The sequence below is a fragment of the Bacillus tuaregi genome (assembly GCF_900104575.1).
GTDB classification, from domain to species: domain Bacteria; phylum Bacillota; class Bacilli; order Bacillales; family Cytobacillaceae; genus Bacillus_BD; species Bacillus_BD tuaregi.
Genome location: NZ_LT629731.1, coordinates 1,666,155 through 1,691,053, shown reverse-complemented (window position 1 = coordinate 1,691,053; position 24,899 = coordinate 1,666,155). Strand labels below are relative to the sequence as shown.

The 24,899-nt window shown below is 38.5% G+C and carries 24 protein-coding genes, 1 riboswitch and 1 other annotated feature; of the genes, 9 read left to right on the top strand and 15 right to left on the bottom strand.

What is annotated here, in order from left to right; all coding sequences use genetic code 11:
* Nucleotides 1-177 precede the first annotated feature (177 nt).
* The 3 genes from adhE to BQ5321_RS10355 all read right to left on the bottom strand — a co-directional run bounded on the left by adhE (nt 178) and on the right by BQ5321_RS10355 (nt 3,669).
* Nucleotides 178-2,796: a bifunctional acetaldehyde-CoA/alcohol dehydrogenase gene (gene adhE, locus BQ5321_RS10365; protein ID WP_071394421.1), complete on the bottom strand. Its 2,619-nt coding sequence runs from the start codon at nt 2,794-2,796 to the stop codon at nt 178-180.
* A 105-nt stretch (nt 2,797-2,901) separates the two neighbouring features.
* Nucleotides 2,902-3,129 carry a hypothetical protein gene (locus tag BQ5321_RS10360; RefSeq protein WP_071394420.1) on the bottom strand — a complete coding sequence of 76 codons (228 nt, stop codon included), beginning with the start codon at nt 3,127-3,129 and terminating at the stop codon, nt 2,902-2,904.
* Between the two features lie 207 nt (nt 3,130-3,336).
* On the bottom strand, nt 3,337-3,669 hold the full coding sequence (locus BQ5321_RS10355) for a hypothetical protein (protein WP_071394419.1): 333 nt from the start codon (nt 3,667-3,669) through the stop codon (nt 3,337-3,339).
* A 71-nt stretch (nt 3,670-3,740) separates the two neighbouring features.
* Nucleotides 3,741-3,846: riboswitch (SAM riboswitch) on the bottom strand.
* A 198-nt stretch (nt 3,847-4,044) separates the two neighbouring features.
* On the opposite strand from BQ5321_RS10355, the gene BQ5321_RS10350 reads away from it, so the two are divergent.
* A complete protein-coding gene (locus BQ5321_RS10350) occupies nt 4,045-4,305 on the top strand; it encodes an alpha/beta-type small acid-soluble spore protein (protein ID WP_071394418.1) in 261 nt (86 codons plus the stop codon).
* Nucleotides 4,306-4,547: 242 nt separating this feature from the next.
* Nucleotides 4,548-4,736, top strand: a complete 189-nt coding sequence (locus tag BQ5321_RS10345; protein WP_139187784.1) for a hypothetical protein — start codon at nt 4,548-4,550, stop codon at nt 4,734-4,736.
* Between the two features lie 49 nt (nt 4,737-4,785).
* Here the strand turns inward: BQ5321_RS10345 and speD are convergent, their stop codons facing one another.
* Entirely contained in the window at nt 4,786-5,604 is an 819-nt protein-coding gene (gene speD, locus BQ5321_RS10340; protein ID WP_071394416.1) for an adenosylmethionine decarboxylase, read from the bottom strand.
* A gap of 289 nt (nt 5,605-5,893) precedes the next feature.
* Between speD and BQ5321_RS10335 the strand changes: the two genes are divergently transcribed.
* The gene (locus tag BQ5321_RS10335) at nt 5,894-7,561 is read left to right on the top strand and encodes an ABC1 kinase family protein (RefSeq protein WP_071394415.1); all 1,668 of its coding nucleotides are present in this window, start codon (nt 5,894-5,896) and stop codon (nt 7,559-7,561) included.
* Nucleotides 7,562-7,992: 431 nt separating this feature from the next.
* On the opposite strand, the gene BQ5321_RS10325 is transcribed toward BQ5321_RS10335, so the two are convergent.
* On the bottom strand, nt 7,993-9,729 hold the full coding sequence (locus BQ5321_RS10325) for a methyl-accepting chemotaxis protein (RefSeq protein ID WP_071394413.1): 1,737 nt from the start codon (nt 9,727-9,729) through the stop codon (nt 7,993-7,995).
* Nucleotides 9,730-10,021: 292 nt separating this feature from the next.
* On the opposite strand from BQ5321_RS10325, the gene BQ5321_RS10320 reads away from it, so the two are divergent.
* Complete coding sequence (locus tag BQ5321_RS10320) at nt 10,022-11,293, top strand: ATP-binding protein (protein WP_071394412.1); 1,272 nt, start codon at nt 10,022-10,024, stop codon at nt 11,291-11,293.
* Between the two features lie 85 nt (nt 11,294-11,378).
* Here the strand turns inward: BQ5321_RS10320 and BQ5321_RS10315 are convergent, their stop codons facing one another.
* On the bottom strand, nt 11,379-12,152 hold the full coding sequence (locus BQ5321_RS10315; protein WP_071394411.1) for a TPM domain-containing protein: 774 nt from the start codon (nt 12,150-12,152) through the stop codon (nt 11,379-11,381).
* Nucleotides 12,152-12,727 (bottom strand): LemA family protein, encoded by a 576-nt coding sequence (locus BQ5321_RS10310; protein ID WP_071394410.1) that lies wholly within the window; start codon nt 12,725-12,727, stop codon nt 12,152-12,154. The genes BQ5321_RS10315 and BQ5321_RS10310 overlap by 1 nt, the downstream gene beginning before the upstream one ends.
* Nucleotides 12,728-12,966: 239 nt before the next feature.
* On the opposite strand from BQ5321_RS10310, the gene BQ5321_RS10305 reads away from it, so the two are divergent.
* Nucleotides 12,967-13,560 carry a hypothetical protein gene (locus BQ5321_RS10305; RefSeq protein WP_071394409.1) on the top strand — a complete coding sequence of 198 codons (594 nt, stop codon included), beginning with the start codon at nt 12,967-12,969 and terminating at the stop codon, nt 13,558-13,560.
* A 63-nt stretch (nt 13,561-13,623) separates the two neighbouring features.
* Here the strand turns inward: BQ5321_RS10305 and BQ5321_RS10300 are convergent, their stop codons facing one another.
* The 6 genes from BQ5321_RS10300 to BQ5321_RS10275 all read right to left on the bottom strand — a co-directional run bounded on the left by BQ5321_RS10300 (nt 13,624) and on the right by BQ5321_RS10275 (nt 18,354).
* Nucleotides 13,624-14,088, bottom strand: a complete 465-nt coding sequence (locus BQ5321_RS10300) for a DinB family protein (protein ID WP_071394408.1) — start codon at nt 14,086-14,088, stop codon at nt 13,624-13,626.
* A 154-nt stretch (nt 14,089-14,242) separates the two neighbouring features.
* The gene (locus BQ5321_RS10295; protein ID WP_071394407.1) at nt 14,243-14,605 is read right to left on the bottom strand and encodes a group I truncated hemoglobin; all 363 of its coding nucleotides are present in this window, start codon (nt 14,603-14,605) and stop codon (nt 14,243-14,245) included.
* Between the two features lie 312 nt (nt 14,606-14,917).
* Nucleotides 14,918-15,214 (bottom strand): ferredoxin family protein, encoded by a 297-nt coding sequence (locus tag BQ5321_RS10290; protein ID WP_071394406.1) that lies wholly within the window; start codon nt 15,212-15,214, stop codon nt 14,918-14,920.
* Nucleotides 15,214-16,509 (bottom strand): FAD-dependent oxidoreductase, encoded by a 1,296-nt coding sequence (locus BQ5321_RS10285; protein WP_071394405.1) that lies wholly within the window; start codon nt 16,507-16,509, stop codon nt 15,214-15,216. Before BQ5321_RS10285 ends, BQ5321_RS10290 begins: the two co-directional genes overlap by 1 nt.
* Complete coding sequence (locus BQ5321_RS10280) at nt 16,493-17,527, bottom strand: electron transfer flavoprotein subunit alpha/FixB family protein (protein ID WP_139187911.1); 1,035 nt, start codon at nt 17,525-17,527, stop codon at nt 16,493-16,495. Before BQ5321_RS10280 ends, BQ5321_RS10285 begins: the two co-directional genes overlap by 17 nt.
* A 2-nt stretch (nt 17,528-17,529) precedes the next feature.
* Nucleotides 17,530-18,354: an electron transfer flavoprotein subunit beta/FixA family protein gene (locus BQ5321_RS10275; protein WP_071394403.1), complete on the bottom strand. Its 825-nt coding sequence runs from the start codon at nt 18,352-18,354 to the stop codon at nt 17,530-17,532.
* Between the two features lie 291 nt (nt 18,355-18,645).
* Here BQ5321_RS10275 and BQ5321_RS10270 point away from each other — a divergent pair, with 291 nt between their 5' ends.
* From BQ5321_RS10270 to BQ5321_RS10260, 3 genes are all read left to right on the top strand, one after another.
* Nucleotides 18,646-19,818: an acyl-CoA dehydrogenase family protein gene (locus BQ5321_RS10270; RefSeq protein WP_071394402.1), complete on the top strand. Its 1,173-nt coding sequence runs from the start codon at nt 18,646-18,648 to the stop codon at nt 19,816-19,818.
* Between the two features lie 54 nt (nt 19,819-19,872).
* Nucleotides 19,873-20,114, top strand: a binding site (T-box leader).
* A 49-nt stretch (nt 20,115-20,163) separates the two neighbouring features.
* Nucleotides 20,164-21,522, top strand: coding sequence for a branched-chain amino acid transport system II carrier protein (brnQ, locus tag BQ5321_RS10265; RefSeq protein WP_071394401.1), 1,359 nt, complete (start codon nt 20,164-20,166; stop codon nt 21,520-21,522).
* Between the two features lie 175 nt (nt 21,523-21,697).
* Entirely contained in the window at nt 21,698-22,975 is a 1,278-nt protein-coding gene (locus BQ5321_RS10260) for an MBL fold metallo-hydrolase (protein WP_071394400.1), read from the top strand.
* Between the two features lie 63 nt (nt 22,976-23,038).
* Here the strand turns inward: BQ5321_RS10260 and BQ5321_RS10255 are convergent, their stop codons facing one another.
* Nucleotides 23,039-23,263 (bottom strand): YdbC family protein, encoded by a 225-nt coding sequence (locus BQ5321_RS10255; RefSeq protein WP_071394399.1) that lies wholly within the window; start codon nt 23,261-23,263, stop codon nt 23,039-23,041.
* Between the two features lie 218 nt (nt 23,264-23,481).
* Entirely contained in the window at nt 23,482-23,955 is a 474-nt protein-coding gene (locus BQ5321_RS10250) for a CarD family transcriptional regulator (RefSeq protein WP_071394398.1), read from the bottom strand.
* Between the two features lie 271 nt (nt 23,956-24,226).
* Here BQ5321_RS10250 and BQ5321_RS10245 point away from each other — a divergent pair, with 271 nt between their 5' ends.
* Complete coding sequence (locus BQ5321_RS10245; RefSeq protein ID WP_071394397.1) at nt 24,227-24,772, top strand: LOG family protein; 546 nt, start codon at nt 24,227-24,229, stop codon at nt 24,770-24,772.
* The last annotated feature ends 127 nt before the right edge of the window (nt 24,773-24,899 follow it).

The window sequence follows — 24,899 nt, the reverse complement described above, 5'->3', positions numbered from 1 at the left end:
CCTTAATTATGGTTTAATTTAAAGTGTTTTGACTCAAATTTGTCACATTTTCGTCAAAAAATATTCAATTTTATCTTGATTTTCTATTCTTATAGAAAAAAAGCCAGCTCACTGTGAATGTAAGCTGGCTTTTCTCTATTCATTTACTTATTCATTTACAAATTCATTTTGATAATATTAAACACCTTTATATGCTAGATGATAAATTTCTGCTAGTTCAGTTACAAGCGGCAGCTTAGGATTTGCTGTAGTACATTGATCTTCAAATGCTTTTTCAGCTAAAAACTCTACCTTACTAGCAAATAAATTCTTATCTATACCATTTGCTTCTATGCTCATAGGTACCTGAAGCTCTTTAGCTAGTTTTACAATTGCTTGAATTAAGCTTTCAACACCTTCATCGGTTGTGCGAGCAGGCAATCCAAGCATTCTAGCAATCTCTGCATATCGCTTATCCGCAATGAACTTTTCATACTTTGGAAAAGCAGTGAATTTCTTTGGTTTCGTTGCGTTATAACGGATAACGTGTGGCAGTAAAATCGCATTGGCACGACCGTGTGCAATATGGAATTCTGCTCCAAGCTTGTGCGCTAAGCTGTGATTAATGCCAAGGAAGGCATTGGCAAACGCCATTCCGGCAATGGCAGATGCATTATGCATTTTTTCACGAGCCTCTGCATCGTTACCATTTCGGTACGCTCTTGGCAGATATTCAAACACTAACTGGATTGCTTTTTGAGCTAGTCCATCTGTATAGTCATTGGCCATGACAGATACATAAGCCTCTATCGCATGTGTCAGAACATCCATACCGGTATCTGCTGTAACAGATTTTGGCAGTGACATCACAAATTGCGGATCAATAATCGCAATATCAGGTGTTAATTCATAGTCTGCCAACGGATATTTCATGTTCGCCTGCTTGTCTGTAATAACCGAGAATGAGGTGACCTCAGAGCCTGTTCCTGAAGTTGTTGGAATCGCAACCAAACGGGCTTTTCTTCCTAAATCAGGGAAATTCACGATACGTTTGCGAATATCCATAAATTTCTGCTTTAAGCCAAAGAATTCAGTATCTGGATATTCATAAAATAACCACATTCCTTTTGCAGCATCCATTGCAGATCCGCCACCAAGTGTGATGATAACATCAGGCTGGAAGTGTGCCATCATTTCTGCACCTTTCATAACCGTTTCGATTGATGGATCTGGCTCAACCTCAGAGAAAATCTCACAGTGAACATAATCCGGGCGCTTTCTTAAATAGTAGAGAATTTTATCCACATATCCAAGCTTTACCATACCAGGGTCTGTAACAATAAATGCTTTTGAGATATTTGGCATCGCAGCTAAATATTGAATAGCATTTTTTTCAAAGTAGATTTTCGGTGGAACCTTAAACCATTGCATATTGACTGCCCTTTTTGCGACTTTCTTTTTATTAATCAAATGAATAGACCCTACGTTTGATGAAACGGAGTTACCGCCATATGAACCACAGCCAAGTGTTAGAGAAGGCATAAACGCATTATAAATATCTCCAATTCCCCCTTGAGAAGATGGTGCGTTGACAATAATACGGCAGGCCTTCATTCTTGTACCAAATTCCCTTACAACTTCTTCATTTGTTGTATGAATAACGGCTGAGTGACCAAGACCGCCAAATTCGAGCATTTCTTCCGCTCTTGTAAGACCCTCTTCAAGGCTATTTACCTTAAAGCAGGCAAGGACTGGACTTAGCTTCTCTCGTGACAGCGGATATTGGGCACCGACACCCTTTAATTCTGCAATCAGAATCTTCGTATCCTCTGGCACGTTTACACCAGCCATTTTCGCAATGAAATGGGCAGGCTTTCCGACAATATCGGGATTAACGGCGCATGATTTTTCATTGATAACCAGTTTCTCAACCTTGGCTCTTTCTTCTTCATTTAAAAAGTAGCAGTTATTGGCTATTAATTCACTTTTGGCTTCTGCGTAAATTTCTTTATCTATAATAACGGCCTGCTCTGAGGCACAAATCATTCCATTGTCAAAGGTTTTAGATAAAATCAAATCATTTATTGAGCGATGAAGATTGGCAGACTTTTCGATATAACAAGGAACATTACCAGGTCCTACTCCAAGCGCTGGTTTTCCTGAACTGTAAGCTGATTTAACCATGCCAGAACCGCCAGTAGCTAAAATAAGTGAAATATGATCATGGTGCATCAATAATCTTGTTGCTTCTAATGACGGTTTTTCAATCCATTGAATACAATGTTCAGGAGCTCCTGCTAGAATCGCAGCATCCCTCACAATCCTCGCTGCTTCACTGCTGCATTTTTGCGCAGATGGATGGAAAGCAAAAATAATTGGATTACGGGTTTTTATGGCAATTATAGCCTTAAATAATGTAGTTGATGTTGGATTTGTAACCGGTGTTACACCAGCAATCACTCCAACTGGTTCAGCGATTTCGAAGGTTCCTTCCAACTCATTTTCATTAATAATGCCTACTGTTTTATCATATTTAATATTGTTATAGATATATTCAGTTGCAAAAATGTTTTTAATGATTTTATCTTCATAAACGCCTCTACCCGTTTCCTCTACAGCTAACTTGGCAAGAGGCATATGCTGGTCAATACCGGCAACAGCCATATTTTTTACAATTTCATCAATCTTTTCCTGATCGAATGAATGAAATTCCTTTAATGCCTTTAAGCCATTATCCACAAGAGTATCAATCATTTCAGGTACTGATGGTGATTCTACTTTACTTTTTTCCATAACTTCTCTTTCTTTTACAGCCATTTGTTTACCTCCAAATTTGTGAAGTATTTCACATTAGTTGTCAAAAAAAAATAATTAAATAAAAAACATGATGTGTCACCTGATGGGGCTTGCAGTTGTGGATGATTATTCCCGCACAGGGTTTCTTGGTATTTTCTCGAATGATATATCAGAGAATTTACTCGAATTGTTCTTAACGATCACTACAAAATTATTTGTCCATATATAAGAAGGAAGCTTAGTGCTTTCCTTTATAACCATCGCCTCAAAACGATCTCCCACTAATCCTTCGAAATCATCCTGTGTATACGTTTCTGTGTCGGTAGAAAAGTTCATCCATTTACAAACCATCATGTTTATCACTCCTTTGTTTTTCTATGGTATTAGAATAACACATAAAATCCATCATAGATTGTGAAATATTGAACAAATTATGAACTATTTTCACATTCTTCTTCGCCAAATCAACCCATTACCCTATTAACGTACCGGGGGACTGTCCCCCGGCGCTTTAATGCGTCAGAGAACAATCCCCTATTGTAGTTATGACTATAAAAGTGCTTATTTGGTTGATTTGGAGTGCGAGTGCTGAGATTTCTTTTGTTCTTGTTGAATTTGTTTATTGATGGTGCTTCGCTGTAGCTTTAAGGCGCGGATTTTTTCCGTAACAGCTTCGTTCGATGCATCCTTCTGTAGTTGTCGGTACAGATCCAGCATTTCCATATTAACCTTTTTATATTTATTCCAAAGATTACGAATTTTCAACGTTTGCTCTGCTATATATTCCCCTTTTTTTAGCTTATCCATTATCTCGTTCTGCCAGGATGGATCGCCAAGCTTTCCTGCTAGAAGATACAAATCTAAATATTCATCAACTGTTAGTAGTTTTTTCATCTTATTCCCCTTCCCATACAAAAATCATCTTCTTTTTAGAAGAGAACTTTTTTGTATAAAAAAGAAATCTCCCCCTATCTTTCAAAGCCAAGCTTTGCTGGATTTAGCACCATTCAAAATATATCTGCGGTTGCTGAGGCTTCATCAGGCCAGTCCCTACACCTCTCTTGATAAGATATTTTATAATCGATCCTACATGTTTTTTTCTAACCTATTAAAACGCTTCGTGTTGCCAAGAGTTATTATGCAAATAATAGCACTACTCATAAAAAACATACAATTTAAATGCTCATATTTTTTTCTTTCCCATGAAACTTATTATGCTTAGTTATTCCATAGCGATTAAGGAAACTCTAACCTAAAGGAGGAATTACTTTGACACGTAAAAATAAAAATAAAATCCTTATACCCGATGCAAGAAAAGGACTTGATCAACTAAAAGCAAAAGTGGCTGGAAGTAGTAAACCGGAGGATGCAAAATTTGAAGCGGCCGAAGAAGGCGGTGTACCATTAAAAAATGGATATAACGGTCAGCTGACATCCGAGCAGGCCGGTAAAATTGGAGGAAGGCTTGGGGGCAGTATGGTTAAGGAATTAGTCGATATGGCCAAGAAAAACATCAGCAACCAGCCGTAATCGGAATGCCCTTTCCCTTAAGCAACAACAATCAACCATCCAACAGCCAACCAAAGGTGGAAACTCGCTATTTGGATGGCTGTTTCTGTTTATTTGCTCCAAATAATAGATACCCTGTTGAACCATCACTAAATTAAAATGAATTTGCTGATAAATGTAGATAAGTTTACAAGTTTCCCAGCAGGAGAATCGAGCCCCTTTCGATAAATTATTAAGGAGCAAAATAAGGAAAGGTGGTCATTATGATGAGCTCAGAACCAACCTTACAACAAATCGCTGAAAGTGTGACAAGATCCGTTCTCAATGCCAACGATAAAGATTTAGAGGGTTTTCAAAAAATTATTGATGAATCGATAAAGGTAAGAGAAAGCCATCGAAATTTACAGAAGCTTGTTAAAAATTACTCCAGTTCGATGATCCAGCGGTCATAAAATAGTAAAAGCTGTTGTTTATTCAACAGCTTTTACTATTTCATGACCCCTATTGAAGATGGCGAGACATATTTTTCCCATAAAAAATCTCATGCATTTCTGCAGTTAAGCTGGCTGAAATTTCCTTCATTTCCTCAGGATTCAGCTTATCCTTTGAATAACCAAATAAGTAATTATTTAAATCAAATTCCTTCAATTTACATTTCGTATGGAAGATATTCTCTTGATACACATTGACGTCAATCATGTCATATAATTCCTTAATATTGTCCGGGATATAATTTTGAATGGAGTTTATCTCATGGTCGATAAATAGCTTGTGTCCGTCTTTTGCTCTTGTGAAGCCTCTTACCCTGTAATCAATCGACATTACATCCGTTTCAAAAGAATGAATCAAGTAATTTAATGCCTTAAGTGGAGAGATTTCGCCGCAGGTTGACACATCTATATCAGCCCTAAAAGTACTGATACCTTCCTCCGGATGATATTCTGGATATGTATGGACGGTAATATGACTTTTGTCAAGCTGCAGAACGACATTATCAGGAAGCGGGCCTGGCGTTTCCTCAAAGGACCCTGTCGGCACTTCCACAACCGGTCCCTCAGAAACTAAAACCGTGACACTAGCACCCTGTGGTACATAATCCTGCTTAGCCACATTTAAGACATGCGCTCCAATAATATCAGCAACGTGCTTTAATATTTTGGTCAATCTGTCAGCATTATATTGCTCATCAATATATTCTATATAGGCTTCACGTTCTTCTCGCGTTCTTGTATAGCAAATATCATACATATTAAAGCTTAAGGACTTCGTTAAATTATTAAAACCATGAAGCTCAATTCGCTGTTCTGGTGTTAATTTCATAACCTATTCCCCTTTCTGCAAATCGCCTTTTTAGATTCCCCACTAATAGAAGGAAAGGTCACCTGCTGAATAATCTTAAATAGTAGTATATTGCCCAACTCCTATGAAAAGCACGCATTGTCAGCAAAGAATAGACAATCACTTTTTTATGAAGTAGGATACGGATGAAGAAAAATGTTGTATCATAAAAAGGAAGGTCAGCTTAGACTAACCCTATAACAGACAAATTCTACACAATATTCGTGTGATATAGAATCTAAATTGAAAATTTGGGCTTGGGGGAACATACATGCTTGGCAAAAGACTAAAACATGCACAAAGATATCAGGAAATTAGCAACGCTTTTTTACGAAACGGTTTCAGTCATTTAGTATATCGCTTAGGACTCACAAAGCATCACCTACCTAAAAATCAGGAAAGTTCGCAATTAAGTAAAAAATATGCCGGAATAAAGCTCAGAGAAGTGCTACAGGGCTTAGGGCCCACCTTTATCAAGCTTGGGCAAATTGCCAGCACAAGACGTGACCTTGTACCAATTGAAATCGCCGAAGAGTTGGAAAAGCTGCAGGATCAGGTTTCTTCCTTCTCCTACCAACAGGCGCGCAGCATGATTGAATTAGAATTAGGAGAAAGCATCCATACTCTTTTTCATTCTTTTTCCGAAACTCCGCTTGCAAGTGCGTCTATCGGCCAGGTACATGAGGCGATTCTACATACAGGAGAACGGGTAGCCGTTAAAATACAACGGCCTGATATTAAACCCATCGTTGAAACAGATTTGGAAATACTCGATGATTTAGCAAGAATTATGGAGGATAAAATCTCCTGGGCAAAACACTATCAGATTCGACGGATTATTGAAGAGTTTTCTAATTGTTTAAGAGCAGAGCTTGATTATCAAATCGAAGGAAGAAATAGTGAACGAATTGCTCACCAATTCACTCAAAAAGCGGAAATTGTTATTCCAAAGGTCCACTGGAGTCTTTCTACAAAAAAAATACTAACCATGGACTATGTGGATGGAATAAAGGTCAATAACATCAAAAAGCTTGACGAAGAAGGCTACAATCGTAAATTGATTGCCAAACGAATTACAGAATCCATGCTTCATCAGATTTTGATAGAAGGATTCTTCCATGGAGATCCGCATCCAGGCAATATCTATATTATGCCAGGGAATCACATTGCTTATTTAGACTTTGGTATGGTAGGACGTTTAAGTGAAGATACGAAATATCATTTTGCTTCACTGGTCATCAATCTTCAGCGAAGAAATACAAAGGGCTTGTTAAAGGCCATTTCTTCCATGGGAATCCAATCAGATCAAACCGATTTAGGCTCTTTATATATTGAAATTGATGAATTTGTCATGAAATACTCGGATATCCCATTGAGCAAACTAAGCATTGGGGCTGCTTTGAACGATCTGCTTACAATCATTCACCATCATGAAATCCAGATTCCCTCAGATTTGACCATTTTAGGTAAGACACTGCTTATTATTGAAGGTGTCGTAAAGGATCTGGACCCTGATCTCAGTATCATGGATACAGTCAAACCATTTGGTGAAAAGCTTCTGAAGCATCGCTTTGAACCCAAAAAGGTCATTAAAGGCTCGTGGGACGAACTTGTTGAAAATATGCAATTATTATCAAAGGTTCCAAAAAATCTTAAGGACTTAACAGCTACTATCCAAAAAGGAAAGCTGCATTTTGAAATCAGCGTACCTGAATTCAAGCAATTTTTGCTCAGACTGGATAAAATCAGTAACAGGCTTGCCTTTAGTATCATTCTTTTATCTTTTAGTATTCTCATGGTCGGACTTATCATTGGCGGCGCCATTGCTGGCCAGCGAAACCTATTATGGGAGTTTCCAGCCATTGAAGTCGGCTCGATTGTTGCCACACTCATGTTCTTATTTATCCTTTATGCCATCTTCAAATCTGGTCGAATGTGAAAAAGAGGCTGGGACAAAACCCTCCTCTGAAATGAAAAAACCGGTGAAATTTTACGACAAGTAAAATTTCACCGGTTTTAAATATTTTTACATTAAATAAGGACCACTTCTGATAAAATTAAGTTACCACACCAAATAAAATCAGAAAGAAGGGTCCTTATGTTTAAAGATTATAACATGAATCAACTAGTTTTGCCTCTAGATTTAGCAGTTAGATTACAAGAAAATGATATCGCCTTTTCTATCCACCATTTAGTTGAAAGTATTCCTCTTTTTATTATTGAATTATCAAATTCGCCCGTCGAATTTGCGTCCGGATTACCTGAGCTCGCTCGGGTAAACTACCTTTAAAAAATCCGTGACATCCGCCGGAGGCTTAACTTCATTCAGCCGGGGTTTGAACCTCCACTGAATCGAAGTACGATTTGCATTCATCCCCCACTTGTAGAAGTGGAGGACTTCTGCTGAATGAAGTTAAATTTCTTGATAATTACCTGGAGTTCCTCTGCCATATTAGATAAGATACTTGCAGAGGCTGAGATTTCTTCCATTGAGGCCAGCTGTTCATCGGTTGCTGCCGACACTTGCTGTGTGCCCGATGCAGCATTTTCCGCAGCATCTGTAATAAATCGCATAGATTGAACCATTTGCTCCGTACCTGCTACCATTTGATGAACTGCTGCAGATACGGCTTGAATCTGCTCTGTTACCTCAAAAATCGATTCCTCAATAATTTCAAAGGAGCCGCCTGCCGTATGAACCACTTCAATTCCTGATGCTACTTCTTTCGAAACCACTTCCATCGAAAGAACTGCTTTACTCGTATCATCCTGAATCGTCGAGATTAAGATTGAAATTTGTTTTGCTGACATAGCTGATTGTTCAGCTAATTTTCGAACTTCACCTGCTACAACGGCAAAACCTCGTCCATGCTCCCCTGCCCTGGCTGCTTCAATTGCTGCATTTAAGGCTAGTAAATTAGTTTGAGCTGCAATCCCGGTAATTACCTCAACAATTTGACCAATTTCCTCTGATCGGACTCCTAATCCTTTTACCGCTTCGGCTAGCCCATTAACTGTTTCCTGAATGGAATTCATTTGATTTACGGCTGTTTTGATGGCTAGACCGCCTTCTTCCGCTTTTTCAGAGGTCTTCTTTGCAGTCATGGTAACACTATGGGCATTATCGGAAATTACATTGACTCCAGCTGAAATTTCACTTACGGTTTGAGCAGTTTCTTCTACACTTTGAACTTGTTTGTCAACACTGTATGCGATTTCACTCATCGATATGGAAATCTGCTCTGTTGCATGATTCGTTTGCTTTGCTATTTGATGTAAGTCCACGGAGGAAGTAGCTACACGTTCGGCACTGGAGCTAACCTGCTGAATCAGTTCACGTAAATTTTTTGCCATAAAATTAAGGGCATTACCCAATTCGCCAATTTCATCATTATTTTTCGTATTAACATTTTCAACAGATAGATCACCGTCTGCAATGCATTTTGCATACTCTATTAAACTAGTGATTGGTTTTGTTCTTCTTCTAATCATCCAGATAGTGATCAAACATGCGATAATCATTGGCAACAGACCCAAGATAACAGTTCCCTTCACAGACTCCCAGGTTCTTTCAGTTACGATTTTTGCATCGAAGTCAATAGCATTTAATGCAATGATTTCTTTACTAGGATCATGGTCCTTAAAAATCGGAGCGTACCCGGTTAAACGTTTCATACCGCCAAACTCATAGATATCAGAGTATTGTGGATGCTTTGTTTCCTTTAGCGTCTCGATTAGTTGTTCATCAATGTAGAAAGTATCCCCAGCCTTAAATCCTTGTTTTTTCATACTCTCATCAGCTGCTAGGATTGTCCCATCCATTTGAATGATATATTGATTTTCAAAAATTTGTTTATGTTCGACTGTCCAGCTAATCGTCTTTTCTAATGCTTCACGTGTTATTATATCCCCATTGATTGCTTTCTCAATATCACCTGGTGAAATTAAACCTGTTGTGATGTTAGCGCATCCAACTGCTTCAATTCCCGCAGCTCTATATGTATGTTTATACGTTACCCAGTAGTTAGATACAGATGTAATCAACATTGAAACAAATAGTACACAAACTATCATCATACCAAGCTGCCATGTAATTCCTCTTTTCATCCACCTATTCTCTCCTCTTTGCTGCTAGTTGAATTAATTGTTCTCTATTTCCTCCAAAATTCAGAATAGTACTTTTCTACCGCATTTAAAGTGATATATATCACAGCTAGATTGTTTAACCCTAAAATTCGAGGACTTCTCTACTTAAAGAAAAAAATATATCGCAGCTAATTTCAAACCTTATGAACAAAACTAGTATTTTGTTATTTTTTTCTAGCAAAAAATTCCGTCTCTTGGTATGATTTTATTATAATTTGTGAAAATTTAAAATTCTTGAAGGCACGGTGCACCTATGGATCTTGTTACAAAAGATTTACTTATCAATTTTTTATTTATTCTGCTGGCGTTATGCCTAATGCAAATCCTATACATGTTTAAATATGCATACCGTTTGGAAAGCATACGAGACTGGACTCTTTCTCTATTTCCAATCATTTCTCTCATCTTATGTATGATGTTTCCTGTATACACAAATGAAAATTTCATTTGGGATTTACGATGGATTCCTTTTATTTTAGGCGGACTATACGGTGGATATAAATTGGGTTATCTGATGATGATCTTAACGCTTATCATTCGTTATGTTCAGGGTGGTGACGGTTTTTATTCCTCACTAGTATCCTTTACGATTTTGGGATTTATCATTATTTTCATCTCGAAGTTTTACTCAAAGCTGCTGCTGAAGCATAAGGTCATTTTAAATTTAATCCTAACATTTATCGGAATTTCCTTTACGCTGCTGCTAGCAAAGGTTCAATTTAATTATGAAATTAGTATTAAGTTTTGGTTACAGCTATCCATTATCCATACCATTGCCATGTCAATGGCAACCTTTTTATGGGAAGGAATAAAAACCAATTTCCAGGTATTGCAAAAGCTTATTAAAGCAGAGAAATTACAAACGGTCAGCCATTTGGCCGCAAGCATTTCACATGAGGTACGTAACCCTCTGACAGCAGCAAGGGGCTTTATTCAATTATTATCAGATGATATCAATGAGGATTCAAGAAAACAGTATAGTGACATCGCTTTAAAAGAATTGGACCGAGCAACAGAGGTTATAAACGATTACTTAACCTTTGCAAAGCCTACACCAGATCGGGAAGAAAAAATCAACATAAACGAAGAAATTCAGCATGCTGTAAAGGTTGTGATTCCTTTAGCAACCATGAATGGGGTGGAAATAAAGCTAACGCTCCTGGACCATGATTATTTTACAAAAGGAGAAAGAAAAAAATTCCAGCAATGTTTAATTAATATTTTGAAGAATGGAATCGAGTCGATGAAATCCAATGGTGAGCTAACCATTACGAATGGTTATATCGACAATCAGGTTCAAATAAATATTCAGGATGAAGGAAACGGCATGACACAAGAGCAAATTAATCGTCTTGGCGAACCTTATTTTACAACAAAGGAAAAAGGAACCGGCTTAGGCATGATGGTCTCCTATAGTATTATAAAAAGCATGCATGGGACCATCCAGGTAAGCAGCGAGTATGGAAAAGGAACCTGTTTTACATTAAAGCTCCCAATCTTTGAAAATGAAAGCTTCAGTGCTTAACAATAATTAGGAAAAACAAAAAGTCTTGACGATACTCCCATCATCAAGACTTTTTTATTTAAGCGCGACCATACAGATCTGCTAGTTACCACCCCCTGCTTGCACCACCGCCTCCAGAGGATCCTCCTCCCCCACCGCGTGGACCATCTCCTCCACCTCTGCCCCCGCCACGAGACAGGATAGATAATAAAATATGGGTTAGGAATCCACCAAAAAATTTAAAATCTAAAAATATAACAATTACAACAATAATCAGCAACAGCCATGAGGGAATTCCGACTCCCTCATCTTCTGTTGTCTCAACTAACGGAACTTCAACAGATTGTTGTGCTCCTTCAATTCCATATTCACTGTATACTTCATTAGCTAAAACCTTGTAGGTTTCCGTAATAGCAAATCCAAGTTGTTCATTTTTCAAATAGGGTATTGTGATGTCATCAAGAATCCGACCAACCTTTCCATCAGGAAGGCGACCTTCTAAGCCATAGCCTACCTCAATTCTTAACGGCCGATCCTCCATTCCTGGAGAAGGATTCATCCCAATGAGTAGTAATATCCCATTATTTTGTTCTGCATTTCCAATTCCGTATTGCCGGAACGCCTCATTTGCAAATTCTTCGACAGTACTATCGCCGATGGAATCAATCGTTAACACAACAATTTGTGCTGTCGTTTGGTCCTCAAGTGACCTGCCGATGCTTCGCAATTCTAGAACTTCCTGCTCAGTTAAAACACCCGCAAAATCTTGAACATAGATATCTCCGACCGGTGGAGGAATTTGAATTTCTTCAGCCTCTGCCTTCCCTCCTATAAAAGGGAGTAGCAGCCATAAAATGCTGAAGATCCGCAGTGCTTTCATTATTGATTATCTCCAAAGTCAACACTTGGCGCTTTCGCTGCTGAAGGATCCGCTTCAAAATATTCTTTCTGATCAAATCCGGTCACATTTGCCACGATCACACCCGGAAAGCTTTTTACCTTTTTGTTATAGACGGCCACCTGATCATTATAATCTTTACGGGCTACTGAGATTCGATTCTCTGTCCCTGCCAATTCATCCATTAATTGCGTGAACTGTTGGTCCGCTTTTAAATTGGGATAATTCTCTACCACTACAAGTAATCGGCTTAAGGCACCTGATAATTCAGCATTTGCCGTTGCTTCTTCCTCTGGTGAGCCGGCACCTGCAAGTCTCGCCCGGGCATCAGAAATCTCAGTCAATACTTCTTCTTCATGTGAAGCGTATCCTTTTACTGTATTCACAAGATTTGGAATTAAATCAAGCCGTCTTTGCAGTTGATTTTCAATTTGCGCATAGGATTGATCCACGTTTTCCTCTAAATCAACAAAGCCATTGTAGCTAGAGGCTAACATGATGCCAAAAATGACAATCACTGCCGCTATTAATCCTAATCCAAGAAAGCCCTTTTTCATAATCATACACTCCTTCCTATCGATACTTTCCAGATTGTTTTCAAAGAGTGAAGTTTCTTCTAATCAATCTCTCCATATAGTATATATCACTTTGGAAATACTTTTCCAACAATATCTAAACGAACGTATCCTTCCTGTTATCGCCAGTTAAGTTCAATATATCACTCAACCATAAATAGAAATGCAGGAGCATATAATGAACTGTACAGTACACATAAATCCGTATAGAGGTGATTAAAATGACATTTTCCATCATGCTTCGCCTTTTTGGATTAAGTTCAATTATAGGAGGGGGGGCAGTTGCACTTGTTCAGGTATGGTTTTATTTTGACCAAGATTCTTTTATCGCAACCTATTTTAACCAGGTTGGGTACAGTTTAATGGCCTTTGGTATCTTAGGTCTATATCTTTCACAGTATAAAAGCTTTGGCGGATTAGGTCTTTTTAGTTTTATTTTTTTATCACTTGGTACCTTTCTCTGGCTGGGCTATAAATGGTTTGAAACCTTTGTGGTGGCAGATATTAAGCAGAGTGCCCCTGAATTAATGGAATCTGGGTTGCATACAACGGTTTTCGGGGTGAATCTTTCCCTTTATACTGTATTAGTTGGCCTATTATTATTCGCCGTGATTTCCTTTTGGAAGGGTGTTCACACTAGGTGGGGATTGGCTCTTCTTGTCCTTGCTGTCATCGCTGTATTAGCGCCATTTGGGTTGTGGATTTCTCAGGCGTTAGCCGGGATTGCCTTTTTACTGCTTGGCATCTCCTTGTGGAGAGGAAACAATGAGGATGTGACAAGAACGAAATTGAATGCTCAGGCAGGCTGGGATTAATCAAAGCGCAATCAAATATAAATATGATAGGCTGAATTCAAAGTTGAATTCAGCCTTTCGGTATTATTCTGTTTTAGCTAACGCAGCTTCAATGGTTCGTTTCATGGCCATAATTTGTCCTAAATGATACGATTCGTGGAAACAGCCGAAAACAGCTAGTTCACCGACTGTAGCATTACCTAAGATAGGCTCAGCTAGCTTTTCATCAAACTTTTCATTAGGAATTTTCAGCATACGATTATATTGTGCTTCTAAATTCTGTACAAGTGCTGCAATCGTTGGAACCTCACCAGACCAGTCAGCAGGCTTAGTACGCGGCGCAAATAACTCAGTATACAAGGCTGGAAGATTTCCTTCTCCTGGAAAGAGGAAATTTTCAGTTACTAATAATAAATGCCCAATATTCCAACGAATATTATTGTTAAAGCCTTCTGGTTGAATGTCCGCCATGTTTTCAGGTATTTCTGCTAGTCTAGCATGTAATCTGGTTCTAATAATTTCGAATTCTTTTTTTATTACTTGTCCCATTGTGATACCTCCATCTTCTACTACTAATATGTATTATAATGATTTTTACATAATATTAAAACTATTATATCAGAACTTGAATCAATTTGTCCTTTCAAAGCCTTCTTTATCACTAAAAATGCCGGCCATCCTTAAGGAATGCCGGCATCCAAATCTATTTATATATGATATCATCCTTTAAAGTAGCTACTTTCGTTAAAGCGGTATCAATATCACTTTCATTTACGCCAAAATGAGCCAATGCGTCATGGAGGTGATTGACAATAGCTTGAAAATGCTCTGGCTGCAGATTCATGCCTTCATGTGCCTTTGCCATCGATTGACCAGAATATTGATTTGGCCCCCCTAAAGCAAAGCTGATAAACTTTGTTTGATGTCTTCGTTGTTTTTCCATATCTGTGTTTTCAAAGAATTGATTAACCGTCTCATCCTTTAGCACGAGCTCATGATAAAAATAATCAACAACCTTTGCAATAGCTTCTTCTCCACCAACTTTATCATACAATGTTTCAGTCATGTCCTTACGTCCTCCCTAGTTTTTAATACTGACATATTTTGCCTAAGAGAGTTGATTTTTATCCAATCATGAAAAATATTTCGTTTTCTATTATGGTATTAGCTGATTTTAATTTTTGGAAAATCATTATCTATTTCCCGGAAAATATTTTCTAATAATTCAATATAATTAGTCTAAAAGCTTTAGCATAGTTCCGAAATTAATACCTTATACCCTATTATCCATCCTATTATATTGACCAATATGGTCAATATATGAACGGGTCAAATAAAAAAGAGCTAACATGACGTTAGCCCAAATCACCCTTAAAGATTAACCTAATCTAAAGACAATACCATGACCACCTTTTGGATACTCCCATTGGATATTTTGATGCGGGCAGCCGATACGGCAGCTACCGCATTCATGACAGCCTTCATACCCGACGTGCATCCGGATATCTTCCCATTTATAAATTTCAGCAGGACAAAAGATGGTACAAATTTTATCTGGACACTGTGTCAGACAAATATCCGGATCTTTTACATGGAGATGTGATTTTGTATCAGCGTTAAAGCGAACAAGATACTGCTTTTCTTCGATAGACTGATAGTTTTTTTGTTCACTCATTATTTTATCACCTTCCAGGCCTTATACATATCGCGCGCCAGCTTCATTTTATCCTTTGCTCCACCAAGGTTACTTAATATACTCTTTTGCTTCTGCCATTTGGATGTGCCATCAACAGTAAACATTTGACTGAAGGCTTTATTTGCCATTGGAATATATTGCTCAAAATATTGAGGAAACTTATCAAAATGATGGGTTGAATCCTTGTATTTTTTAAGATCCTGCCCAACAAACCCATTTAATAGGTTCACTCTATAGCTGTCTAGCTTTCCTTCAGAAAAATCCTCTGCTTCCATTGCATCAAGAATCGTTTCTGCCGCCAATCGTCCTGAAGTCATCGCCAAATTAGAGCCCTCACGATGAATGGCATTGACTAATTGTGAGGCATCACCAATGACAATAACACCGTCCCCGACAATTTTACCCATTGATTTATATCCACCTTCAGGAATAAGGTGTGCTAAATATTCCTGTGGTTCTCCACCTTGAATATAGGGGCGAATCATCGGATGGCCTTTTACATACTCTAACAGTTCATACGGTTTAATTTTATGCTTGATTAAGCCAGAAAGCAGTGTCCCGACCCCGATATTAATCGATTCTTTATTGGTATAAACGAATCCTGTGCCAAGGATTCCCTTCGTTGCATCTCCAAAAAGCTCAATGGTACAGCCTTGATTTTCCTCTAAATTAAAGCGATCTTCGATAATTTTTTTATCAAGCTTAATAACTTCCATTGTAGCTAATGCCACTTCATCCGGTCTGTATTCTTTATGAAAACCGAGCTTCTGTGCCAAAAGGGAGTTTACACCGTCAGCTAACACTACAACGTCTGCATAAACATCACCTCCCGGTCGGTCGGTCCGAACCCCGACAACCTTCCCATTTTCTACAATACATTCTAATACAACAGTTTCATTTATGAGAACGGCGCCTTGCTCAACTGCCTTATCAGCAAACCATTGGTCAAACTTTGCTCTTAAGACAGTAAAATTATTATAAGGCTCCTGGGCCCACTCCAGCCCTTTATATCCCACTGTAATGGCAGACTCCTTATCCATCATCATAAACCTTTGTTCAACAATTGGACGCTCAAGTGGCGCTTCCTTATAAAATTCCGGGATAATATCCTCCATCATTTTCCGATAAAGAACACCACCCATGACATTCTTGGAACCTGGATACTCTCCTCTTTCAATCAATAATACATCGGCTCCACCCTTGGCCAACTCAAAGGCACAGGAAATCCCTGCTGGACCCGCTCCAACGACAATACAATCAAACTTCTCTGACATGTGTCAGCCCCTCCCTTCTTAACGCATTTTTAAACTGGTCGATTAATAAAGGGACAATTTCAAAGGCATCACCAACTATTCCATAATGACAGGTATTAAAAATAGGTGCTTCGCTGTCCTTATTAATTGCGATGATTAAACCAGAATTCTTCATCCCGACAATATGTTGAATGGCTCCTGAAATTCCAATCGCAATATATATTTTCGGGGTGACCGTGACTCCTGTCTGTCCAACCTGATGAGGATGCTCAATCCAACCAGCTTCGACCACATCCCGGCTTGCCCCCACTGCCCCACCCAGTACTTCTGCGAGGTGATGAACTAGCTGAAAACCTTCACTGCTCCCCAAGCCTTTACCACCAGCGACAATAATATCTGCTTCATCAATTCGTACCTTCTTTATCGTCGCTTCCACAATCTCTAAGACTCTTGTCCGAATTTCCTCTTCCCGTAATGGTATCTCTTCTTCAATGATCGTTCCTTTTCTGCCTGGCTGAGGTTCCAGTGCTTTCATCACTTTAGCTCGGACTGTTGCCATTTGTGGACGATATTTTTTACATAAGATAGTCGCCATAATATTGCCGCCAAAGGCCGGCCTAGAGGCAAGCAAAAGACCGGTTTCTTCATCTACATCAAGCTCTGTTGTATCAGCTGTCAGCCCTGTCGGCAAATCTGTTGCCACCGCACTTGCTAAGTCCTTCCCTGTTGAGGTGGCACCAAAGAGAATAATCTCCGGTTTGTATTTATTCGTACATTCAAGAAGCGCTTTCATATAGGATTCTGTCCGATAGTGTTTAAATATAGGCTGATCGTAGACATAGGCTGTATCTGCACCGTATTCAAAGATAGTTTTAGCCAGCTGTTTGATATTTTCGCCGATTATGACTCCAGCCAGCTCCACACCGCGTTTATCAGCAAGTTTTCGTCCAGCCCCCAAGAGTTCCAGTGAAACCTGGGAGATGACGCCATCTTTTTCTTCAATAAATACCCAAACACCGTTATAATCTCTAAAACCCACCATTATCCCTCCTTTATGCTGAATAATTCTTTCTTATCAAGCAGAATCGATAGCAATTCCTCCACCTGATTCTGCGGATTTCCTTCAATGATTGTTCCTCCCTCTGGTTTTGGTGGTGCCCACACTTTTGAGACAATGGTCGGTGATCCTTTCAATCCAAGCTGTTTAATATCAACATCCTCGAGGTCATCAACAGACCATATATGCGGCTGATATTTAGCTGCCTTCAACATGTTTTGGAATGGTGAATATGGCACTTCATTAATGGTTTTTTCCACAGAGAATAGACATGGCAACTTGGATTGAACGACTTCATGCCCATTCTCTAGCTTCCGATGAATAATGGCATAGCCCGCTACTTTATTGATCTCAACTACCTTATTAACAGAAGTTAATGGAGGTATGTCCAACCGCCGGGCAATTCCCGGACCAACTTGACCTGTGTCACCATCTATGGACATTTTTCCGCAAATCACTAAATCAACAGGCTTAATCTTTGATATTTTTTCTATTGCTTTCGTAAGTGCGTAGCTAGTGGCTAATGTGTCGGCTCCAGCAAAACGGCGGTCCGTAATCAAATACCCTTCATCCGCACCAATTTCTATACATTTTTTTATCGCTTTAACCGCAGGTGGCGGTCCCATTGATAAAACGGATACGGTTCCACCATACCTTTCTCTTATCCGGACGGCTTCTTCGACCGCATGGGCATCGTATGGATTTAATATAGCGGGTGCTGTCCTCCGGTCCATTGTATTGGTTTTTGGATTCATTTTTATGATCTTGGTGTCAGGTACCTGCTTAATACAGGCAACAATATGTAGCATGTAACCCCCTCCATCTCGTCAATAGCCTCTTGTTTCTCAAAAAGAATACGAAACATATAAAGCCTGTTTACATTAACTTTATTAATCAAACTTCATTTACATGCGGAATTTTTAGATAATTTTTTCTAAATGCTGGGCCTCGAAACTTTTTCCATGGCAATGTTGTCGTCTGATATCCTTCTCGTAAAAGAAAAGCTGTTATAATAATAATAGATTAGTTTCAAACACCTTCATTTTTCTAAAGCGGGAATATGAACCGTGTTGCGGACATTTTTAAAGGAAGTGTAGGACTTGTCAAAAAAATTATTTATTCAAAATGACTTTCAAAGAGAATGGATGGAAAAACTCGCACAGCAGGAGCAAGCGTTTAGGAGCATTTCACGGAAAACAGATGAAAAAGCTCAATTCCCTAAGGAAAATATCCATGCTCTTGTAAAGTTGGGTTTTTCTAAATTACCGTTACCAAAGGAATACGGAGGTGAAGGAATTTCCATAACCGATTTAGTCCTGTTGCAGGAAACTGTTTCGAGCTATGACGGGGCAACTGGTTTAGCGATTGGCTGGCATCAAAGTGTCGTCGGTGAACTATTTGAGAAAAAGCTATGGCAGGAAGAAACGCTTTCCTCTTTTGCTACCGAAGTATGCAACGGGGCATTGGTGAACAGAGCAGCGAGTGAAGCACAAACTGGCAGCCCAACTAGAGGCGGTCGCCCTGTAACTCGTGCAGTGAAAAAAAACGGCAAGTGGATACTTACTGGACGAAAGATTTTTACAACGATGTCCCCAGCCCTCACCCATTTTCTTGTAACAGCATGGATAGAGGATAAGGCTGGTATAGGGGTTTTTCTAATTGAAAAAGATACAGCAGGCCTTTCTATCGAGGAAAACTGGGATGTCATGTCAATGAGAGGAACCGAAAGTCATGACCTTGTTCTTGAAAATGTCGAGGTTCCTGAGGAAAATTGGGTTGAGCTACATCAGAGACCTAGAGGTAACAATGTGAATGCTTGGCTGCTGCATATACCTGCCTGTTACTTAGGAATAGCACAGGCTGCACGTGACTATGCAGTTAAATTTGCAACAGATTATTCTCCAAACAGTATCAATGGTCCCATCAGCCAGCTACCAAATGTACAAGCCACCATCGGTCACATGGAACTTGAATTAATGAATGCTAGACATTTTTTGTATAGTGTCGCAGGGGCGTATGATGACCAAACACGTCGACCTCACATAACCAATGAACTTGGAGCAGCTAAGCATATCGTGACGAACTTAAGTATGAAGATTGTTGACAAGGCGATGAGAATCGTTGGTGCAAAAAGTCTTCAGCTATCCAATCCATTACAGCGCTACTATCGCGATGTGAGAGCTGGATTGCATAATCCACCGATGGACGATATGACGATATCCAAAATCGCTCTAACCGCAATAAACGAAATAAAAAACCATTATTGCAAATGAAAAATTAAAAATTGATTGACTTATCTATTTTCATCTGATAAATTATCTTTAAATAATAAATCGATGACGAGAAAGAGTAAGATGGGAGCACTGTTCTTCAGAGAGTCGACAAATGGTGAAAGTCGATGTTCAGTACCAATCCGAAAATCATCTCCGAGGTGCAAGGCTGAAAATAGTAAGCTTTGACGGGATTTCCGCCGTTACAATGGAACACGTATGTTTGTACGTTGACTAAGTGCCGTTTGCTTTTTAGCATCGGAATTAGGGTGGTATCGCGAGAATAACTCGTCCCTTTTATAGGGACGAGTTTTTTATTTTCTAAAATAGTAAAAGGAGAGATTATTAATGAAAAAGTTTGACAACATGTTTATCGGCTTTATGTTATTTTCAATGTTTTTTGGAGCTGGAAATCTCATTTTCCCACCTTTTCTTGGTGCTCTATCTGGAACCTCTTTCTGGCTAGCAATGACGGGCTTTATCCTTACAGCAGTAGGACTTCCGCTTCTAGTTCTTGTTGCGATTTCTTTAGTGAAAGGCGGTATTAAAACAATTGCTGATAGAGTTCATCCCGCTTTTAGCACGATTTTCATGGTGAGCGTTTATCTATCCATCGGACCGTTCCTGGCAATACCACGAAATGCCAATGTTGCGTTTGAAATGGGCGTTATGCCGTTTATCAGTAGTTCATGGGATCCAAAGCTATTATTATTCTTATTCTCATGTATCTTTTTCTTACTTGTCTATGTTGTTGGCTTAAACCCAGGAAAAATGGAAAAATATATGGGACGCTGGATTACACCTACTCTGCTCGTAGCGATTGTCGTATTATGTACAGTCGGATTTGTGAATCTAAATGGAGCACTCCAAGCACCGACTGGTGGATATGAGGAAGGGGCTTTTTTCAAAGGCTTTTTAGAAGGCTATAATACAATGGACGCGTTAGCCGCTCTAGCATTTGGAATTGTCATTCTAACGGCTATTCAACAAAGAGGGGTTCGTGATGAAAAGCAACTGACTAACTATACGTTAAAAGCAGCTCTAATTGCCGGCGGCTTACTTACAGCAGTCTATGTAACAATTGGAATGATCGGCAGCAAGATGGCTTCTACAGGCTCATATGAAAACGGAACAGAAATCCTATCGGCAGCCTCTACCCTTTTATTTGGAAAAAGTGGCACTGTTTTACTAGGACTCATTTTTACATTAGCTTGCTTTACAACCCTTGTAGGATTAACAACTGCATGTGGGCAATATTTTTCAAAGCTTATGCCATCGGTTAGCTACAAAGCAGCCATGACGATTGTCACTCTAGTGGGATTTACACTCTCTAATTTAGGCTTAAACCAAATCCTTAAAGTATCTGTCCCGTTCCTAGTATCGGCCTATCCATTAACGATCGTCCTTATGTTATTAACCTTTTTTAATCGATACTTTAAAAATACGAGAATCGTATACGGCAGTGCGATGCTCTTTACAAGTGTATTTGCCATCCTTTCCGGCTTACATACATTCGGTTTAGAGTTAGGTCCAATTCAGAAAGTACGTGACCTGCTTCCATTGTCCTCTGTTGGATTAGATTGGGTACTTCCTGCTGTTGCCGGTACTCTCATCGGTGTTCTTTTAAGCCAGTTAAAGAAACCGGATGACTCAGCTTCATCAGAAGTAACCGATGTAAAAGCATCAAAAATGACCATGGTCAAATAATGTCTGATCTATATTTTATTAGCTCTCCCACAAAAAAAGAATCCGAATCTTCCGTAAAATAGTTATGTATGATAATTTTTAACGATGACTATACTGTCCATAGAAGATATATGAATGTCCTAGATTTAAATTCATTGCTTTTATTTTTTAAAATTAATGGAGGGAGCTATAAATTGTGCAGTTGGAGTGGGTTAACCATGCGTCCTTTGTATTAGAACAAGATGATATTCGCATCATTTCCGATCCATGGCTGGAAGGCAAAGTTTTTGACAACGGCTGGAGTCTCATGTCAAAAACAAAATTTTCCTATGAAGATTTTAAGCATATTACCCATATATGGTTCTCACATGAACATCCAGACCATTTTTATCCGCCTAATATCAAAAAAATCCCTGCTGAATATCGGAAACGAATTACAGTACTATTTCAGAAGACAAAAGATAAAAAGGTGGTTAATTTCTGTAAAGAGCTAGGGTTTCTAGATGTTATTGAATTAATACCATATAAAAAATATATGCTTGCTGATGATTTTCACATCATTTGTGCAACCTTTGGTCATGATTCATGGATGTGTTACAAAACAAGCACGGCCACAATTGTAAACATCAATGACTGTGAATTTTCAACACAGGAGCAGCTAAGGGATATCTCGAGACAGGTTGGAAAAGTAGACCTTCTTTTGACACAATTTTCATTTGCTGGATACCCAGGAAATGAACAATCTGCCAAAAACAAACGAGAGAAGTTAAAAATGCAGGCAGAGGTACTTCAGCCTCAGTTCTTAATTCCATTTGCCAGCTTTGTTTGGTTCTGCCACGAAGAGAATTATTATATGAACAAAGCGGTAAATAAAATTGGTGATATCCATCGTTTTATTCAAGAGCAAACCTCAGCCTTCCCGATTATCCTCTATCCAGGTGATAATTGGTCATTATTTTCTGAACACGATTCGCACACTTCTATTATGAAATACAACCAAGACTATAAGCGAATCGAAGAAAGTCCAGAGCTAGTAAAAACGAATACAGTCGACCCTTCTGTTCTTCGAGAAACGTTCGAAGAATTCGTTCAAGAGTTTAAGAAGAAAAACAATCTTTACCTTGTAAAACTGTTAATTGTTAGGAAGCCCACAAATATTTATCTTACGGACTACAAAAAGGCATATAAGGCATCTGTGCTAGAAGGTGTCTTTGAAGAAAGCAATGTCTCGATACAGGAGTGTGACGTCGCATTATCGTCCGAAGCATTACAATTTTGCTTTAAATATCCTTGGGGCTGGGATACCTTGAATATCAACGGTCGGTTTCAAACCCCCGAGCAGGGAAATATTATGACATTTAAAAGTATTGGAAATATCCAGCTTCGAAACAGTCACGGAGAATACTATACAGCACTCTATCTTCTTGGAAAGATAAAAACACGTATGGCTAGAAAGCTTAAAAGGCTGTCATAACAGAATGATCAGAATAAAAAGCTGTTTATACATTTCTTTATAAACAGCTTTTTTCTCGTCTTATTATTGTTTTTCCTTTATATCTAATAGCTCTTTTAAAGCCATTAGCTCTTCCTCTGTTAACGTGATTCCTTTTCCCATTTTGCTGTGGTCAGGTGCCCAGTCACGCAAGTCATATTTAGGTTCTTTTCCATTCCAGCTGATTAGATTGAGTTCCTTATTCCAGCCTTTAGGTGATGTTGAGATTGAGCCAAAGGTTTTTATGATGTCATATTTGATTTCAGCCATTTATTCTTCCCCCTTCTATTTAGATATCTATTTTTTTCTTCGTCAGCTCCTTCCTTATTGCTTACTATTATTAACTTTCCCTATTAAAAAAATCAAAAATAAACGCTTATTGATAACAGATTATTCAATAAAAAAAGAGAGTCAAATGACCCTCCTGCTTACTTTATGTAAAAGACATTAGAAAAAAATGTCTTCTGTTAGGTGAAAAATTCTTACTATTAACTAGATAGCTTTAAAAGGTCTGCTGCTTGGGTTTCGGTTAGTTCATCTACTAAAATCATTTCACTAATCAAGAAACGCTGTACTTCATGAAGCATCTTTTTTTCACTTCCATTCAGTGCTTTTTCCTTATTTCGTAGTAAAAGATCTTGAACAACCTGAACGGAATCACGCATATCACCCGTTCTGATTTTTTCCGAATTCATTTTAAACCTTTCTTTCCATGGCAGTGTATCATGCTCCACTATATGATGAAAGTCTAATAAAATCTCTTCCATCTCTTTCTGATCAACAATCGTTCGAACGCCTAATTTTTCTAAAGAATTAACGGGGATCATAATATCCATTTTACTAATCGGAATATTGATGACACAATATTGTTGTGTTTTTCCTAATACTGTTTTTTCTTCTATTGACTGAATGATACCTGCACCATGATTCGGATAAAAAATCTTTTCACCAATTTGAAACAAATCAGCACCCCCATATATATTCAATTCATATCATAACACAGTTAGATTTTTTAGTCAAAAATTTATATTTTATCATATTGAAATAAATCATGTCAACAAAAAGTTTTGCTGACACTTTTGCTGATTTTCTTCTTCAACTTCCCTCTATATCAGATTTTTTTCCACGTCCACACCAAAAAACATATTCCTATACTTTAATGTATTAGTATCAATGTTTCATCAAAATTATATATAATAAATAATAGAGACATCTTCCAGGGAGTGAGTAAGGATGAAAGGTTTAGCCGTTTATTGCGGTTCTAGAAATGGAGCATCTGATATTTATATTAAAGGAGCTAAAAGTCTTGGATTTGAATTAGCAAGACGAAAGACTACACTAATATACGGCGGCTCTAGCGTAGGCATGATGGGGGCAGTAGCTGATTCTGTATTAGAAGCCGGAGGAAGAGTAATCGGCGTCATGCCTCGTTTTCTTGATGAAAGAGAAAGGTCCCATAAGAATCTATCAGAGCTGATCATTGTAGAGTCGATGCATGAGAGAAAGGCGAAAATGAGTGAATTGGCTGATGGATTTATCGCATTACCAGGCGGTCCTGGGACACTTGAGGAATTTTTTGAGATTTTTACATGGGCGCAGGTAGGGCTTCATCATAAACCAATTGGTCTTTTAAATATCAATCACTATTTCGATCCCATCGTTAATTTAATTAATCATATAGCAGATGAACACTTCATGGATGAAAAACATCGTTCGTTAGCATTGGTAGATGAACAGCCAGAAGGATTACTGGATCAATTTATACAATATCAACAATAAACTAGTATACAGACAAGCAATGGAATGGATGTTCCATTGCTTATTTAGTTTGGATTATCTTATCATTTCGGTAAAATTTGTCTGTTTTAGGAACATATAGTTGCTACCATCTTTGAAGTAATATAAG